At 69.0% G+C, this 16547-nt stretch carries 15 protein-coding genes; all 15 read right to left on the bottom strand.

The genetic code is table 11. The annotated features are described in order from the left end of the window. Positions 1–34: 34 nt before the first annotated feature. Entirely contained in the window at positions 35–973 is a 939-nt protein-coding gene (locus ACN9M0_RS23945; RefSeq protein ID WP_426404171.1) for a hypothetical protein, read from the bottom strand. Positions 974–1150: 177 nt separating this feature from the next. Further along, a complete protein-coding gene (locus ACN9M0_RS23940; protein ID WP_366036324.1) occupies positions 1151–2206 on the bottom strand; it encodes an ABC transporter ATP-binding protein in 1056 nt (351 codons plus the stop codon). Beyond that, positions 2199–3182: an ABC transporter ATP-binding protein gene (locus ACN9M0_RS23935; protein WP_366036323.1), complete on the bottom strand. Its 984-nt coding sequence runs from the start codon at positions 3180–3182 to the stop codon at positions 2199–2201. Before ACN9M0_RS23935 ends, ACN9M0_RS23940 begins: the two co-directional genes overlap by 8 nt. A 6-nt stretch (positions 3183–3188) precedes the next feature. After that, positions 3189–4190, bottom strand: coding sequence for an ABC transporter permease (locus ACN9M0_RS23930; protein WP_366036322.1), 1002 nt, complete (start codon positions 4188–4190; stop codon positions 3189–3191). Then, positions 4183–5106: an ABC transporter permease gene (locus ACN9M0_RS23925; protein WP_366036321.1), complete on the bottom strand. Its 924-nt coding sequence runs from the start codon at positions 5104–5106 to the stop codon at positions 4183–4185. The genes ACN9M0_RS23930 and ACN9M0_RS23925 overlap by 8 nt, the downstream gene beginning before the upstream one ends. A gap of 92 nt (positions 5107–5198) precedes the next feature. Next, a complete protein-coding gene (locus tag ACN9M0_RS23920; RefSeq protein WP_426404170.1) occupies positions 5199–6827 on the bottom strand; it encodes a peptide ABC transporter substrate-binding protein in 1629 nt (542 codons plus the stop codon). Positions 6828–6924: 97 nt separating this feature from the next. Continuing rightward, positions 6925–7917, bottom strand: coding sequence for a helix-turn-helix domain-containing protein (locus ACN9M0_RS23915; RefSeq protein WP_399701111.1), 993 nt, complete (start codon positions 7915–7917; stop codon positions 6925–6927). Between the two features lie 203 nt (positions 7918–8120). Beyond that, on the bottom strand, positions 8121–8621 hold the full coding sequence (locus tag ACN9M0_RS23910; RefSeq protein WP_426404169.1) for a peptidoglycan-binding domain-containing protein: 501 nt from the start codon (positions 8619–8621) through the stop codon (positions 8121–8123). Continuing rightward, a complete protein-coding gene (locus ACN9M0_RS23905; RefSeq protein ID WP_426404168.1) occupies positions 8578–9651 on the bottom strand; it encodes a peptidoglycan recognition protein family protein in 1074 nt (357 codons plus the stop codon). Before ACN9M0_RS23905 ends, ACN9M0_RS23910 begins: the two co-directional genes overlap by 44 nt. An 18-nt stretch (positions 9652–9669) precedes the next feature. Beyond that, entirely contained in the window at positions 9670–9891 is a 222-nt protein-coding gene (locus tag ACN9M0_RS23900; protein WP_366036316.1) for a hypothetical protein, read from the bottom strand. 397 nt (positions 9892–10288) lie between these two features. After that, the gene (locus tag ACN9M0_RS23895) at positions 10289–11371 is read right to left on the bottom strand and encodes an ABC transporter ATP-binding protein (protein ID WP_366036315.1); all 1083 of its coding nucleotides are present in this window, start codon (positions 11369–11371) and stop codon (positions 10289–10291) included. Further along, positions 11364–12422 carry an ABC transporter ATP-binding protein gene (locus ACN9M0_RS23890; protein ID WP_366036314.1) on the bottom strand — a complete coding sequence of 353 codons (1059 nt, stop codon included), beginning with the start codon at positions 12420–12422 and terminating at the stop codon, positions 11364–11366. Before ACN9M0_RS23890 ends, ACN9M0_RS23895 begins: the two co-directional genes overlap by 8 nt. Positions 12423–12436: 14 nt before the next feature. Further along, complete coding sequence (locus ACN9M0_RS23885; protein WP_366036313.1) at positions 12437–13390, bottom strand: ABC transporter permease; 954 nt, start codon at positions 13388–13390, stop codon at positions 12437–12439. After that, positions 13383–14315, bottom strand: coding sequence for an ABC transporter permease (locus ACN9M0_RS23880; RefSeq protein WP_366036379.1), 933 nt, complete (start codon positions 14313–14315; stop codon positions 13383–13385). The genes ACN9M0_RS23885 and ACN9M0_RS23880 overlap by 8 nt, the downstream gene beginning before the upstream one ends. Before the next feature lie 172 nt (positions 14316–14487). After that, positions 14488–16131, bottom strand: a complete 1644-nt coding sequence (locus ACN9M0_RS23875) for a peptide ABC transporter substrate-binding protein (protein WP_366036312.1) — start codon at positions 16129–16131, stop codon at positions 14488–14490. Between the last annotated feature and the right edge of the window lie 416 nt (positions 16132–16547).

Below are 16547 nucleotides of genomic sequence, written 5' to 3'. Positions count from 1 at the left end.
CGAGCCCGGCCCGACCCGAAAGGCAGGCCCTGAGTCACCAGCCGGGCGGTGTCGGGCGGGGCGGGGCCGGGGGCCGCATCCCGCCCGGCGGGTACGGTGCGGGCGCGGCGGCGGGGGCGTCGCGCCCGGCGAGGAGCACGAGCACCGCGAGGCCGGCGAGCAGCTCGAAGACGGCGGTGAGGACGTCCGCCGTGTCCAGGGGGGTGAGGTCGCCGAGGCGCGTGAGGGTCTCGTACCGGACGGCGCGGGCGACCCCTCCGAGGCCTCCCGCCGTCAGGAACACGGCGGCGAGGAGACCGAAGGCGCGGGCGTGGCGGGCCCGTAGGAGGCCGGAGACGGCGGCCGTGCCGTACAGCCCGGCGGTGATCGCCGAGAGCCAGCCGGGCGGGGGCGCGAGGGCGGGTCTGACGATGGAGCGGCCGCCGGTGAACCGGTCGACGGTGATCTCCAGGGGCAGTTCGCCGGCCCAGTACAGCTCCCACAGGGTCACGACGAGCGCGGCGGTCGCGAGGAGGATCCCGGCGGTGACGGCGGGGCCGGTACGGGGGCGGGCGGGCGTCCGCTCGTACGGGGCGTCCGCCGGGCTGCGGCCGACGACGGCGGTGAGGACGAGCCCGGCGGCGAGGGCGAGTTCGAGGAGGGCGGTGACGAGGGCGCCGCTCCCGGTCGCCCAGAGCCCGGGGAGGCGCAGGGCGAGGGTGACGGCGCCGGCCGCTGCGAGCGCGGCGGCCGCGTGCCGTGAGCGGAGTGCGGCGACGACGGTGGCGGCGTAGGCGGCGAGGAGGACGGGGTCGATCAGGGAGGTGGTGGACCGCCCCCGGATCAGGAAGTGGTGGTCCCCGGCCCAGTACCACGCGAGGTCGGCGGGCGAGCCGAGCGCGGCGACGTCCTGGAGGATCCACACGGCGGCGATGAGGGCGAGCGCGGCGCAGAGCGCGGCGCCGGTGAGACGTGCCGGTCGTGTCACAGTCACGGCCCCGATACTCACGGTCGCGACCGACCGAAACAAGCGGTTCCGCATGAACAGTGGGCGGGCAGCCGGCCGGGGCGCATGGCGCGTCCCGGCCGGCTCACGGCACCCGCACGGCCGTACGTCGACGACCCTGCCCTGTCCGTATATCGGAACCGCTTCCGAGGAGTTGCCCGCGCGTTACGGCTCTTGGGGCCCGGCTTCGCCGTTCTCCGGCGGGACGACCTGCTTCTCCTCGGCGAAGTGGCAGGCCGAGTCGTGTTTCGCGGGGGTGTCGGTGAGGCGGAAGACGGCCGGGACGGCGAGGAGCGGGACTTCCAGGGTGCAGCGTTCCTGGGCCTTCCAGCAGCGGGTGCGGAAGCGGCAGCCGGAGGGGATGTTGGCCGGGGAGGGGACGTCGCCGGTGAGGATGATCCGCTCGCGGTGGGCGCGCGCCTCGGGGTCGGGGACGGGCACCGCGGAGAGCAGCGCCTGGGTGTAGGGGTGGGTGGGGTGGTCGTAGATCTGGGCGTCGGTGCCGATCTCGACGATCCGGCCGAGGTACATGACGCCGACGCGGTCGGAGATGTGGCGCACGATCGACAGGTCGTGGGCGATGAAGACGTACGAGAGGGAGAACTCCGACTGCAGGCTGTCGAGGAGGTTGATGACCTGCGCCTGGACGGAGACGTCGAGGGCGGAGACCGGCTCGTCCGCGACGATGATCTCGGGCTGGAGGGCGAGGCCGCGGGCGATGCCGATGCGCTGGCGCTGACCGCCGGAGAACTGGTGCGGATAGCGGTTGATGTACTCGGGGTTGAGGCCGACGACGTCGAGGAGGTCCTGCACCTTGCGGCGCCGGTCGCCCTTGGGGGCGACCTCGGGGTGGATCTCGTACGGCTCGCCGATGATGTCGCCGACCGTCATGCGCGGGTTCAGCGAGGTGTACGGGTCCTGGAAGACCATCTGGATGTTGCGGCGGACGGCCTTGAGGGCCTTGGGCGACAGTGTGGCGATGTCGTCGCCCCGGTACTTGATGGATCCGGACGTCGGCCGTTCCAGGTTGACCAGCATCTTGGCGACCGTGGACTTGCCGCAGCCGGATTCTCCGACGATGCCGAGGGTCTCGCCGGCGGCGAGATCGAAGTCGACCCCGTCCACGGCCCTGACGGCGCCGACCTGCTTCTTGAAGAGGATGCCCCGGGTCAGCGGGTAGTGCTTGTGGAGGTCCCGGACTTCGAGAATCGCCTCAGCCATGGAGGCACTCCTTCCAGAAGTGGCAGGCGCTGGCGCGCGGCACCGGGGACTCGGTCACGTCGTACAGCGGCGGCTCGTCGGTCCGGCAGACGTCCTGGGCCAGGGGGCAGCGCGGGTTGAAGGCGCAGCCGGGCGGGATGGCGAGCAGGTTGGGTGGGAGGCCCTTGATCGCGTAGAGCTCCTGGCCCTTCTGGTCGAGGCGCGGGATGGAGTCGAGCAGGCCCCGGGTGTAGGGGTGGGCGGGGGCCTTGTAGATCTCGTGGACCGGGGCCTCTTCGACGATCCGGCCCGCGTACATGACGGCGATCTTGTCGGCGACGTCGGCGACGACGCCGAGGTCGTGGGTGATGAGGATGAGGCCCATGTTGAGCTCGCGCTGGAGCTCGGCGAGGAGGTCCATGACCTGGGCCTGGACGGTGACGTCGAGGGCGGTGGTGGGCTCGTCGGCGATGATCAGTTCGGGTTCGAGGGCGAGCGCCATCGCGATCATGATGCGCTGGCGCATGCCGCCGGAGAACTGGTGGGGGTACTGGCCGACGCGTTCCTTGGCGGCGGGGATGCGGACCCGGTCCATCAGCTCGACGGCCTTGGCCTTGGAGTCCTTGCGCGACATCCCCTTGTGGACCTGGAACATCTCGCCGAGCTGGTCGCCGACGCTGATGACGGGGTTGAGGGAGGACAGCGCGTCCTGGAAGATCATCGCCATCTTGGCGCCGCGGACCTTGCGCCGCTCCTCCTCCTTGAGCTTCAGGAGGTCCTGGCCCTGGAAGAGGATCTCGCCGCTGCTGATCTTCCCCGGCGGGATGTCGAGGATGCCCATGACGGCCTGGGCGGTGACGGACTTGCCGGAGCCGGACTCGCCGAGGACGGCGAGGGTCTCCCCCGCGTCGACGGAGTAGTTGACGCCGTTGACCGCCTTGGCCACCCCGTCCCGGGTGTGGAACTCCACGTGCAGGTCGCGCACTTCGAGCAGCATGGGTCCCTACCTCAGCTTCGGGTCGAGGGCGTCGCGCACCGCGTCGCCGAGCATGATGAACGCGAGCACGGTGACGGCGAGCGCGCCGGCCGGCCAGAGCAGCATGTGGGGCGCGTTGCGGATGTACTGCGACGCCGAGGAGATGTCGATGCCCCAGGAGACGGTGGGCGGCTTGAGGCCGACGCCGAGGTACGACAGGGTCGCTTCGAGCGCGATGTACGTGCCGAGGGCGATGGTGGCGACGACGATCACGGGGGCGACGGCGTTCGGGGTGATGTGCCGGAGCATCATCCGGGAGTTGGAGGCGCCGAGGGCCCGGGCCGCCTGGACGTAGTCGTTCTGTTTGGCGGTGATGACCGAGCCGCGCGCGATGCGGGAGATCTGGGGCCAGCCGAGCAGCACCATGAAGCCGATGACGGGCCAGACGGTGGCGCTGCTGACCACGGAGAGGAAGACGAGACCGCCGAGGACGACCGGGATGGCGAAGAAGACGTCGGTGATCCGGGAGAGGACGCCGTCCCACCCGCCGCCGTAGAAGCCGGCGAGTCCGCCGAGGACGCCGCCGAGGATCGCGACGCCGAGGGTGGCGCAGACGCCGACGGTGACGGAGGTGCGGGCGCCGTAGACGACGCGGGTGTAGACGTCGCAGCCCTGGCCGTTGAAGCCGAAGGGGTGGCCGGGCTGGGAACCCTCCTGGGCCTTGGCCAGGTCGCAGTCGAGGGGGTCTCCGGAGGCGATCAGCTGGGGCCAGATGGAGATGACGACCAGGAAGAGGATGACGAGCGCGGAGATGATGAAGATCGGGTTGCGGCGCAGGTCGTGCCAGGCGTCGGACCAGAGGGAGCGGGGCTTCTTGTCGGCGCCGGTTCCTTCGGGTCCGCCCGGTGTCTTCTCCAGCGTCTCCGCCTCCTGCGTGCCGAGGTCGGCGGCGCCTCCGGCTCCGGTCGAGGCCACGGCGCGTCCTTCCTCGCCGTACGACTCCAGCGGCTCATAGGGCTGCTCAGGCATAGCGGATCCTCGGGTCAAGGACGGCGTACAGAAGGTCGACGAGGAGGTTGGCCATCAGGAACACCAGGACGAGGATGGTCACGAAGCCGACGACCGTCTGGGTGTTCTGGCGGACGATGCCCTGATAGAGCTGGAAGCCGACGCCGTGGATGTTGAAGATCCGTTCGGTGACAATGGCGCCGCCCATGAGCGCGCCGATGTCGGCGCCGATGAAGGTCACCACGGGGATGAGGCTGTTGCGCAGCAGGTGCCGGGTGACGACCCGGCGGCGCGGCAGGCCCTTGGCGACGGCCGTGCGGACGTAGTCGGCGCGCTTGTTCTCGGCGATGGAGGTCCGGGTGAGCCGGGTGACGTACGCGAGCGAGACGGACGCGAGGACGAGGCCGGGGACGATCAGTTCGTTGAAGGGCGCCTCGGGCGAGACCGCCGGATCGATCCAGCCCCATTCGACGCCGAGGAGGAGCTGGGCGAGCAGGCCGGTGACGAAGGTCGGGATGGAGAGGACGACCAGGGTCAGCAGCAGCACCGAGGTGTCGACGGGGTGGCCGCGCTTGAGGCCGGTGACGACGCCGAGGGTGATGCCGATGATGATCTCGAAGAAGATGGCGACGATGGTCAGCCGGATGGTGACGGGGAAGGCGGTGGCCATCAGTTCGGTGACGGGCTGGCCGTTGAAGGCGGTGCCGAAGTCTCCGGTGAAGACGTTGCCCATGTAGGTCAGGTATTGCTGCCAGACCGGCTTGTCGAGGCCGAACTCCTTCTCCAGCTGGGCGGCGGTCGCCGGGTCGCAGGCGCGGTCGCCGCACAGACCGGCGATGGGGTCGCCCATCACGTTCACCATCAGGAAGATCAACAGCGTGGCGCCGAAGAAGACCGGGATCATCTGCAGCAGCCGCCGGATCACGTATCGACCCACGGAAGCCTCCAGGAAGGGTGGGTTGCGGGACGGCGTACGGCCCGGTGCGGGGGTCCGCGGCCCGGGCCGTACACCGCCGAACTGCTACGGCGTCACTTGACCTTGATCTGGTCGTAGACGGGGACGCTGAAGGGGTTCAGGGTCACGTTCTCGACCCGGTCCGAGTAGCCGGCGCTGCCGTTCTGGTACCAGAGCGGGATGGCGCCCATGTCGTCCCGGAGGACTCCCTCGGCCTGCTGGAAGAGCCCGACGGCCTTCGAGGTGTCGGTCTCGGCGTTGGCCTCGTTGACCAGCTTGTCGAACTCCGGGTTGGAGTACTTGCCGTCGTTGGAGGAGGCGTTGGTGTAGTACAGCGGCTGGAGGAAGTTCTGGATGAGCGGGTAGTCCATCTGCCAGCCGGCCCGGAACGGGCCCTTCATCTTCTGCGTGCTGACCTGGCTGCGGAAGTCGGCGAAGGTGCCGATCGGGTTGCCGACGCAGGCCCTGTTGTTGCCGAGCGCGTTGTTGATGGAGTTGCAGACGGCGTCCACCCACTCCTTGTGGGAGCCCGTGTCGGCGTTGTACGAGATCGTCATCGTGCCGCCGGGGATGCCGCCGCCCTCGGCGACGAGCTTCTTGGCCTGGGCCGCGTCGTACTTGCAGAAGTCGCCGCAGACGTCCTTGAAGCCGCCGTCCGCGCCGAGCACCGGGGAGGTCCAGTCGACGGCGGGGGTACGGGTCTTCTGGAAGATCGTCTCGGTGATCTGCTGGCGGTTGATCGCCATGGAGAGGCCCTGCCGGAGCTTCTCCTGGCCCGGCTTGTTCCACGCGGGGTCGTAGAACGGGAAGGACAGGGTCTGGATGATGCCGGCGGGTTCGTTGATGTACCGGCCGCCGAGGTCGGCGGAGACGTTCTTCAGCTGCGCGGCCGGCACGTCGTCGACAAGGTCGAGGTTGCCGGCCGTGAGGTCCGTGTAGGCGGTGTTGTTGTCGGTGTAGACCTTGAGGGTGATGCCGCCGTTCTGGGCCTTGTCGGGGCCGGGGTAGGCGTCCCACTTCTTCAGGGCCATCTGCGAGCCCTTGGAGTAGGAGTCGATGGTGTACGGACCGTTGCCGACGGGCTTGGAGAGCCAGGCGGCGTGGTCGGCGAAGAAGGCCTGGGGCAGCGGGGAGAAGGCGGCATAGCCGAGGGTGTCCGGCCAGGTCGAGAACTTCTGGGTGAGCTTGACCGTGAAGGTGTTGTCGTTGACGACCTTGAGACCGGACATCGTCTCGGCCGTGGCCGTGCCCTGATCGGGATGGACCTGGTCGTAGCCCGCGATCTGACCGAAGAAGGTGGCGTTCTTCTGGTTGTTCTTCAGGCTCGCGCCGTAGTTCCAGGCGTCGACGAACGACTTCGCGGTGACCTTCTCGCCGTTGGAGAAGGTCCAGCCGCTCTTCACCGTGATGGTGAAGTTCATCGAGTCCGTGGTCTCGATCTTCTCGGCGAGCATGTCCTTGGCCTCGCCGGTCTTCGGGTCGTACTGCTTGAGCCCCCGGAAGATCATGGACAGGACCTTGCCTCCCTGGACCTCGTTGGTGTTGGCGGGCTCCAGCGGGTTCTGCGGGTCGCCCCACGAGGAACTCACGATGCCGTCGGCCCCTCCGCCGCCACCACCACTGTCACCGCCGCCACAGGCCGTCGCCGCGAGGGCGACGGCGGTGGCCAGTGCGGCCCACTTGGCGTGCGTGGCTCCGCGCATGGAGTGCCTCCCATATGTCCCAAGTCTGACTTAGGCCCCAATATCACCCCAAGCCTGACGAGGACGCATCTTTACGGCACCTGTCCGTGGAAGCCCGTCACGGCTGCACGGCACCCCTCGGCGAGCACTCCCGCTCGTGGAAGCGGGGGATCGTGCCGCAGATCGTCACCTCCTGCCAGGGACGGTCGGCCGCGACGGCGAGCATCCGGGTGTACGTGTCGTGCTCCACGCGGATCTGCGCCGTCAGCTCGTTGCCGCCGTGGTCCTTGATGGTCACGGAGTCGTCGATGGTCCCGCCCTCGATGCGCCCCCACACGGCCTGGCACGCGGCGCTGTAGCGCAGCTCGATCTGCAAGCCGCGCAGCCACGTCTGCCGCACGGTGGTGGCGTCCCACTGGCAGTCCATGGCCTGCGGCTCGCGGCGCAGACAGGTGTCGCTCGAACAGCCGACCTTGATGGTCCCGGCGGCCGAGGTGCTCTGGCCGGCACCGGCGGACGCCGCCGGCCGGGCGGCGCTCCCGCCCTTCTCGCCGCCCTGCCCGGCACCGGCGGGGGCGAGAACGAGGACGCTGGCCACGGTGCCGAGGAGCGCTCCGAGGGTGACGTACCCGAGGGCACGTCCGGCGGGCAGCCACGCGGCCGCCTTGCGCCGCCAGAACCCCGGCTCCTCCTGCGCTGCCGCCCGTGGGGGAGACGACACCACCGGGTCCGGGGCGGGTACGAGGACGGCGGTGGCCACCAGGGCGGCGGGGCCGGGAGCGGCGGCGATCTCCACATCGGATCCGGGCCCTTGTGCAGGTCCTCGCCCGGAGGCGAGGCCGGTGCGCTCACCCGAGAGCACCTCGTCGAGGAGCGCGATCAGCGGCTCCTTGTCCTCCCCCACCGCCGCGGCGAACTCCTCGACCGCGACCCGGCTCGGCAACTGCTTGCCGTTGAGGAACCGTTCCCAGGAGGAGCGGCTGTAGTGGGTCTTGCCGGCCAGCCTTCCGTAGCTGAGCCCCGACCGTTCCTTCACGGCACGCATCCGGGCCGCGAGCCGGTCGTGCGCCCCGCCCGACGACTCGGAGCCGTATCCCTCCTCATCGAACACAAGATCTCCCCCCGTTCAGCTGATTGAACACCTGCATGAACGGGGAGAGTATCGCGCGGACATGACATATTCGGCGTCGCCCGGTCCGGTGCGGCGCCGGGGAGCACGTCAGTTGAGCAAGGTCACATCCCAGTGGCTGCTCTCGCGGGCGTAGACGTTGCCCGAGGGAGCGGTCTAAGGGAGCGGTCTAGAGGGCGGCGCCGTCACCGCGGGTGCCGGAGTGGGCGAACGTGCCGGTGACCTAGGTGCTGAGGCAGCTGGTCGCGGCGAAGTCCGGCTTGTAGGCCGCCGCTGCCGCCGGAGGAGCCGGTGACCAGAGCCCACCAGGTGTCCGGGCCGACGATGCCGTCCGCGTCCAGGCCGCGGGAGGACTGGAAGGACCGGACGGCGGTGTCGGTGCCCGCGCCGAAGACGCCGTCGGCGGCGAGCTGCGCGCCCTGCCCGTTGAGCAGGTACTGGAGGGCGGTGACGTCCGAGCCCCGGTTGCCCTTGCTCCGGGTGGGGACGGACGCGCCGGCGAGGGCGTGCGCGGGCGTGTCCAGGCCGATGAGCACAAGCAGCGCGGCGAGGGCCGCGAGCGGGAACGCCCCGCGCGCGGGGCGGAGCGACCAGGTGGTCGACGACGTGACGGCGCATTCTCCTCGGGCGGGACGGCTCGGATCAGGCGAGGAGGCGGCCGAAGGTGCGCGCGTCGGCCAGGCCATCGGCGGACAGACCGACCGTGCTCTGGAAGGTGGCGACCGACGCCAGCGTGCCGGGGCCGAAGGTGCCGTCCACGTCGGTCGGGACGCCCTTGGCCGTGAGCAGGAGCTGGACGGCCTTGACGGCCTCGCCGGTGTCGCCCTGCCGTACGGGCACGACGAGTTGGTGCCAGGTCTGGTTGCCGGCGTAGCCGTCGGCGGTCGCGGTCACCAGCGTCTGGAAGTCCCGTACGGCCTTCTCGGTGGCCGGGCCGAAGCCGCCGTCCACGGTGATCGTGGCGCCGCGCCGGACGAGCAGGTACTGGAGTGCGCGGACCCCGTCCCCGGTGTCGCCGTTGTGCAGCAGCGGCCACACCGGCGCCGTCGGGTCCCCGCCGATGCGGGCGGCGACGTCCCGCCGCAGCTGCGGGAGCATCGCGTACAGGCGGTCGCCGGGGCACTCGGTGGCGTTGAAGTCCCGGTGCCCGTAGATCTGGTAGGCGCGCAGCCCGTACTGGCGGCAGATGTACGCGCACAGTTCGACCAGCTTCGCGTACTGCTCGCCGCGCGGGTCGACCGTGGTGTAGGTGCCCTCGTTCTCGATGCCGATGGCGATGGTGTTCTGCCCGGTGCAGTGCGCCGACTCCACGGTCTGGGTGCCGCCCTGGAGCGCGGCCAGGCTGCTGTGCCGGCCCTCCAGGACGTATGCGCCGCGGGAGACGGTGAAGTGCTGGCCCGTGTCGATCCAGTGGCGGTCGTCCATCGCCCAGTCCTGCATGGAACGGGCGAGCTGGAACGCCTGGGCCTGCGAGTAGTCGGTCGTGTTGGGCGTGTCCGTGTGGTGCACGATGATCTTCTGCGGCGGGGTCGACAGGACCCGCACCGGGCTGCTCGACGGACGGGCGCCCCACGCGGTGGTGTCCGCGATGGCGGGCCCGCTCGCGGCCCGCGCCTGGCCGGTCGCCCACAGGGGCAGCACGGTCGCGGCGCCGAGCGCGAGCCCGCCGGTGAGGAAGGTCCGGCGGCGGGGGTTCGGTTCGGTGACCGGGGTCATGGTGATGCGGTCCTCAGCTCAGTGACTGCTGGTGCAGTGGGTCTGGAGGGTGTCGTAGGCGCGCACCGCACGGTGCGGGACGTCGTTCTGGCAGACGGTGGTGGCCGGGTCGAGGCCGTCGCGGGAGGGCCCGTAGCAGGAGGTGGCGGCCGAGGCCGGGGAGGACGCGAACAGCAGGCCGGACGCGGCGAGCGCGAGGGCCGAACCGACGGTGGCGAGCTTGCGGGTCAGTGCGTTCACGGGTGACTCCTCGTCCGGAAGTCGTGGGCGGCGGGCGGCCGTTGGGCTGTGCTGGGGCACACGCTGCCAGTCCCGCCCGCTGTCCCGGGCGTCCCGGCCGTACCGTCTCCGTCCCGTCGGCGGGGCCGGTACGGCCGGGGGTCCCAACGTTCGAGGCAGCGGGAACGGACGGGAGACGACGTCCCGTCGGGTTCACGGGACGGGCCCGGGGGGCGAGACAGGAACGGGACACCCGTACGCCCGTGCCGTGGGACGTCCCCGTCGCCCGTCGTCCGTCGCCGTCGCCCGTCGCCGTCGCCCGTCGCCGTCGCGCGGGAAGCGCCCGGGACGCCCCCCGGGCACGCAAAAGGCCCCCGGCACCCTTGCGGGTGGCCGGGGGCCTCTCGGGCTCAGTGCGTCAGTGCACCGGGACGACCTGCTTCTCCTCGGCGAAGTGGCACGCCGAGAGGTGCGCGGCCGGGGTGTCCTGGCCCTGGAAGCGCTGCGGGATCGCGAGCAGCGGCGTCTCCTGGGAGCAGCGCTCCTCCGCCTTCCAGCAGCGGGTGCGGAAGCTGCAGCCCGACGGCGGGTTGGCCGGCGAGGGGACGTCACCGGTGAGGATGATCCGCTCGCGGTGCGCGCGGGCCTCCGGGTCCGGCACCGGCACCGCGGAGAGCAGCGCCTGCGTGTACGGGTGCGTCGGGTGCTCGTAGATCTGCTCGTCCGTACCGATCTCGGCCATCTTGCCGAGGTACATGACGCCGACGCGGTCCGAGATGTGCCGGACGATCGACAGGTCGTGCGCGATGAAGAGGTAGGAGAGGTTGAACTCGTCCTGGAGCTTCCCCATCAGGTTGATGACCTGCGCCTGGACGGAGACGTCCAGGGCCGAGACCGGCTCGTCGCAGATGATGATCTCCGGGTTGAGCGCGAGGCCGCGGGCGATGCCGATGCGCTGGCGCTGACCGCCGGAGAACTGGTGCGGGTACCGGTTGATGTACTCGGGGTTCAGACCGACGACGTCGAGCAGCTCCTGCACCTTGCGGCGCCGGTCGCCCTTCGGGGCCACCTCGGGGTGGATGTCGAAGGGCTCGCCGATGATGTCGCCGACCGTCATGCGCGGGTTCAGCGAGGTGTACGGGTCCTGGAACACCATCTGGATGTTGCGGCGGACGGCCTTGAGCGCGCGCCCGGTCAGCTTGGTGATGTCCTGGCCCTTGTAGAAGACCTCGCCGGCGGTGGCCCGCTCCAGGTTCATCAGGAGCTTGGCGACCGTGGACTTGCCACAGCCGGACTCGCCCACGATGCCGAGGGTCTCGCCCTGGTAGAGGTCGAAGGAGACCCCGTCCACGGCCTTGACCGCACCGACCTGCTTCTTGAAGAGGATGCCCTGCGTCAGCGGGAAGTGCTTCTTCAGGTTGCGCACCTGGAGGATCGGCTCACCTCGGCCCACGGGGGCGTCGAGGGCGGCGGCCACGGCCTCGTCGTTCAGGTCAGCCATGGATCGTCTCCTTCCAGAAGTGGCAGGCGCTCTTACGGCCCGGAAGATCCGCGCCGTCCTGCTCGGTGACCGGCACCAGGGCCGGGATCTCCGTACGGCAGATGTCGTCGGCCTTGGGGCAGCGCGGGTTGAAGGCGCAGCCGGTGGGCACCTTGAGCAGGTTGGGCGGCAGGCCCTTGATCGCGTAGAGCTCCTGGCCCTTCTGGTCCAGGCGCGGGATCGAGTCGAGGAGACCGCGGGTGTACGGGTGGGCCGGGCGCTTGTACAGCTCGTGCACCGGCGCCTGCTCGACGATCCGGCCGGCGTACATCACGGCGATCTTGTCCGCGACGTCGGCGACGACGCCGAGGTCGTGGGTGATCAGGATCAGACCCATGTTGTATTCCTGCTGGAGCTCCGCGAGGAGGTCCATGACCTGGGCCTGGACGGTCACGTCGAGAGCCGTGGTGGGCTCGTCGGCGATGATCAGGTCCGGCTCCAGGGCCAGCGCCATGGCGATCATGATGCGCTGGCGCATACCGCCGGAGAACTGGTGGGGGTAGTCGGAGACCCGCGCCTTGGCGGCGGGGATCTTGACCTTGTCCATCAGCTCGACGGCCTTGACCGTGGCGTCCTTCTTGGACATGCCGTGGTGCACCCGGAACATCTCGCCGAGCTGGTAGCCGACGGTGAGGACCGGGTTGAGGGAGGACAGCGCGTCCTGGAAGATCATGGCGATCTTCCGGCCGCGGATCTTCCGGCGCTCCTCCTCGGACATCTTCAGCATGTCCTCGCCGCGGAACAGGATCTCGCCCTGCGGGATCTTGCCGGGCGGCATGTCGAGGATGCCCATGATGGCCTGCGCGGTGACGGACTTGCCGGAGCCGGACTCGCCGAGGACGGCGAGGGTCTCGCCGGCGTCCACCGAGTAGTTGACGCCGTTGACCGCCTTGGCCACACCGTCACGGGTGTGGAACTCGACGTGCAGGTCGCGGACTTCGAGCAGCGGACCGGTGTGGTCGGAACCGCCGCGCGGCGCGGGGACGGCCGCGGTCTTGTCGATGATGCTCATCTTTTACGCCCTCCTCAGCGCAGCTTGGGGTCGAGGGCGTTGCGGACGGCTTCGCCGAGCATGATGAACGCCAGAACGGTGATGCTCAGCATGATCGAGGGCCAGAGCAGGACGTGCGGGGCCACTCGGATCTGGGCGACACCAGCGGAGATGTCGACACCCCACGAGACGGTCGGGGCGGCGAGGCCGAGTCCGAGGAAGGACAGGGTGGCCTCGGCCGAGATGTAACCGCCGAGCGCGATGGTCGCGACGACGATCACGGGGGCCATGGCGTTCGGCAGGATGTGCCGGAAGAGGATCCGGGTCGTGCCGGCGCCGAGGGCCTTCGCCGCGTGGACGTAGTCGGCCTGCTTGACCGTGATCACGGCACCGCGCATGACGCGGGTGATCTGGGTCCAGCCGAGGAACGCGAGGGCGAAGACGACGACCCAGACGGTCCGCTCGACGAAGGCCTGCAGGACGACCATGGCGCCGAGCAGGAAGGGGATGCCGAAGAAGACGTCGGTGAGCCGGGAGAGCAGCGCGTCGATCCAGCCGCCGAAGTAGCCGGAGATCATGCCCATGATGCCGCCGATGACGGTGACGATCACGGTGACGGCGATGCCGACGGTGACCGAGGCACGGGTGCCGTGGATCAGTCGGGCGTAGACCGAGCGGCCCTGGCCGTCGTAGCCCAGCCACTCGGGCGAGCCGATCTTGCCCAGCTCGGGCTTGCTCAGGAAGTGGTGAACCAGGTCACCGGCGGTCGGGGACGCGCTGGTGAAGAGGCTCGGCCACGCCGAGATGAGCAGCAGCAGCGCGATCAGGACCGACGAGATGATGAAGTACGGGTTGCGGCGCAGGTCGGCCCAGGCGTCGCCCCAGAGGCTGCGGGCCTTGTCCTGCTTCGCCGCCGGCGCGGACGCACCCACCGAGGGGGGAGCGATGGCGTCCTCGACGGCTGCGGCGGTCTTGGTCACGTCAGGCATACCGGATCCTCGGGTCCAGGACCGCGTACAGCAGGTCGATGAGCAGGCTGGTGACGAGGTAGACGATCACCAGGATGGTGACGAGGCCCACCAGGGTCGAACCTTCGCGCCGGGAGATCGACTCGGCGATGACGCCGCCGATTCCGTGGATGTTGAAGATCGCCTCGGTGACGACCGCGCCGCCCATGAGGGCGCCGATGTCGGTGCCGAGGAAGGTGACCACGGGGATCATCGAGTTGCGCATCAGGTGGACGCCGATGACACGGCGCCGCGGCAGGCCCTTGGCGACGGCCGTGCGCATGTAGTCGGCGCGCAGGTTCTCCGCCATGGACGTGCGGGTGAGCCGCGCCACATAGGCGAGGGAGAGACCGCCGAGCACAATGGCCGGAGCGATCATCTCGCTCAGGACCGGCTCGGTGCTGACGTTCGGCGCGATCCAGCCCAGGTTGAAGGCGAACACCATCTTGATGATGTAGCCGAGGACGAAGACCGGGATCGAGATGATCAGCAGGGTGAAGATCAGGATCAGGTTGTCGGCCAGGCGGCCGGCGCGCAGACCACCGATGATGCCCAGGCCGATGCCGAAGACCAGCTCGATCGCGAACGCCAGGGCGGCCAGCTGGAGGGTGATGGGGAACGCGTCGCCCAGCACCTCGGTGACCGGCAGTCCGTTACGAATCTGGGTACCGAAGTCCAGGTGCAGGATCATGTCCCGCATGTACGTGACGTACTGCACCGGCAAGGACCTGTCGAGACCGAGCTCATGGCGCTTCGCGGCGAGCGTCGCCGGGTCGGCGCCCTTGTCGCCGAACATCGCCAGCACGGGGTCACCGGGCAGGCTGTGCACCATGAGGAAGATCAGCAGGGTTGTCCCGAGGAAAACCGGGATCATCTGGAGCAGTCGTCGTGCGACATAACGCCCCATCATGCCTCCGTTGAGATGTGACAGTGGCAGGCGACGGGCCCTCCCCCGACAGCATGCCCGTATCCGGGCATGCTGATGTCGTGGAAGGGCCCCCCAGCCGCTGCGTAAGGCACCGTCACGGGACTGGCGATCCGCCAAGTCCCGTGACGGCGTGCGGACTACGCTCGGGTGATTACTTCTTGACCTCGACGCCGGTCAGGATCGGGTCGCCGTCCTGGCCGTAGGCAACGCCCGAAACCTTCTCGGAGAAGCCGGCGTTGACCTTGTAGTACCAGAGCGGGATGGACGGCATGTAGTTCTTGAGGTCCTTCTCGATCGCCTGGTAGGCCTTGACGGACTCGTCAAGGGTGGCGGCCGAGTCGGCCTTCGCGATCTTGGCGTCCAGCTCCTTGTTGGAGAAGTCGCCCTGGTTGCCGCCCGCACCCGTGCGGAACAGGTCCGAGATGAAGTTGGCGTTCACCGGGTAGTCGAGCACCCAGCCGGAACGGTAGAGCGACTTGACCTGCTTGGTCTTACGAGCGGTCAGGTCGGCCTGGAAGTCCGGCTTGCCGTCGCCGACGCACTGGACGCTGGTGGCCTGCTGGATGGAGTTGCAGACAGCGTCCACCCACTCCTTGTGGCCACCGTCGGCGTTGTACTGGATCGAGATCTTGTTGCCCGGGACGCCGCCGCCGGCCTTGATGAGCTCCTTGGCCTTCGCGGGGTCGAACTTGGTGACGCCGGCGCCACCGTCCTCCTGGAAGCCCAGGACGCCCTTCGCGACCCAGCCGGTCGCGGGCTCACGCGTGCCGTTCAGCACCGTCTTGGTGATGGTGGCGCGGTCGATCGCCATGGACAGACCCTGGATGACGCGCGGGTCGACCAGCTTCGGCTTCTTCCACTGGTCGGAGTAGAAGGCGACGGCGATGGTCTGGATCGCGGAGTACGGCTGGTCCACGGCGCGGTCGCCGAGGTCCTGGCGGTAGACCGGGAGGTCCTTCGGGGCAAGCTGACGCAGGACGTCGACGTTGCCGGACTTCAGGTCCTCGTACGCGGCCTCGAGGGTGGTGTAGTTCTTGAAGACCACACCGCCGTTCTTCGCCTTGTTCGGGCCCTTGTAGCCGTCGAACCGGGTGATCTCGATCTTCTTCTTGTGGTCCCAGCTCTTGAACTTGTAGGGACCGTTGCCGACCGGAGCCTGGCCGCGCTCCTTCGCGCTGAGCTTGTAGAAGGAGTCCGGGAGCGGCGCGAAGACGATGTAGGCGAGCTTGTGACCGAAGTACGGAACGGCCTTCGAGAGCTCGATCGTGAAGGTGTTCTCGTCGACGACCTTCAGACCCTCGAGCTTGTCGGCGGTCTGCTTGGCACCCTCGGCGTCGGGGTGGACCTTGTCGTAGCCCTTGATGTCCGCGAACCAGGACGCGAGGCCCTGGGCGTTCTTCAGGCTGGCGTTCCAGTTCCACGCGTCCACGTAGGACTTGGAGGTCACCGGAGTGCCGTCGTGGAAGGTCCAGCCCGGCTTGAGCTTGACGGTCCAGGTCTTCGAGTCCGTCGTGGTGACCGACTCGGCGTTGATCATCTCCAGGGAGCCATCGGCCTTGTAGTCGACCAGGGTCGAGAACACGCCGGCCATGACCGCGGAGCCGTTGGACTCCATCGTGTCACCGGTGAGCAGGGGCTTCTCAGGCTCGCCCAGCTCGATGGAGAAAATTCCGTTCGGGTCAACAGCGCCCTTGGCGTCGCTGCCGCCGTCGCTCTTACCCCCGCCACAGGCGGTCGCAGCAAGGGCAACGATGATCGCGCCCGTTACCCACTTGGCGCTCTTGGCACCGCGCATGGGTTCCTCCTCATGAGTCCACTTTGTCACTACAAGAGGGGCACTCCGAGTTTTGCCGACACCCCTGACGGCTTTGGACTCAAGTGCCCCGAGTGTGCTCGTGAGTCGGCACTCCCCACAGTGCGTGACCCATTGACCCGAGCTCAATGGAGCCAACTATTAAGTACGTCCGGGCTGTAAACCACACTTAAGTGGTCTCGTTTTGACAACATCGCCAAGGCATCAGAGACCGAAATCCGGACAAACTGAGCACAGACAGACACCCCCGAAACGGACCGTTAACACACGTACCGGAGAGCGATCGCCGATATGCGGACACCGGCCGTCCGAAATGGAGTTGACGGAACTTGACGAAAAGCCCGGACCCCCACAGTGATCTGTGGGGGTCCGGGCTCGATGCTGACGTCGCGTCAGCC

This window comes from Streptomyces sp. R-07, from assembly GCF_049913175.1.
Lineage (GTDB): Bacteria > Actinomycetota > Actinomycetes > Streptomycetales > Streptomycetaceae > Streptomyces.
Note: the sequence above shows the minus strand (reverse complement) of the source record. Positions and strands in the feature narration are given on the sequence as shown.

Coding starts and splice junctions, on each gene's coding strand:
- ACN9M0_RS23940 (WP_366036324.1), bottom strand. CDS start 2,206: ATGGCTGAGGCGATTCTCGAAGTCCGGGACCTCCACAAGCACTACCCG.
- ACN9M0_RS23935 (WP_366036323.1), bottom strand. CDS start 3,182: ATGCTGCTCGAAGTGCGCGACCTGCACGTGGAGTTCCACACCCGGGAC.
- ACN9M0_RS23930 (WP_366036322.1), bottom strand. CDS start 4,190: ATGCCTGAGCAGCCCTATGAGCCGCTGGAGTCGTACGGCGAGGAAGGA.
- ACN9M0_RS23920 (WP_426404170.1), bottom strand. CDS start 6,827: ATGCGCGGAGCCACGCACGCCAAGTGGGCCGCACTGGCCACCGCCGTC.
- ACN9M0_RS23910 (WP_426404169.1), bottom strand. CDS start 8,621: ATGGCCTGGCCGACGCGCGCACCTTCGGCCGCCTCCTCGCCTGATCCG.
- ACN9M0_RS23905 (WP_426404168.1), bottom strand. CDS start 9,651: ATGACCCCGGTCACCGAACCGAACCCCCGCCGCCGGACCTTCCTCACC.
- ACN9M0_RS23895 (WP_366036315.1), bottom strand. CDS start 11,371: ATGGCTGACCTGAACGACGAGGCCGTGGCCGCCGCCCTCGACGCCCCC.
- ACN9M0_RS23890 (WP_366036314.1), bottom strand. CDS start 12,422: ATGAGCATCATCGACAAGACCGCGGCCGTCCCCGCGCCGCGCGGCGGT.
- ACN9M0_RS23885 (WP_366036313.1), bottom strand. CDS start 13,390: ATGCCTGACGTGACCAAGACCGCCGCAGCCGTCGAGGACGCCATCGCT.
- ACN9M0_RS23880 (WP_366036379.1), bottom strand. CDS start 14,315: ATGGGGCGTTATGTCGCACGACGACTGCTCCAGATGATCCCGGTTTTC.
- ACN9M0_RS23875 (WP_366036312.1), bottom strand. CDS start 16,131: ATGCGCGGTGCCAAGAGCGCCAAGTGGGTAACGGGCGCGATCATCGTT.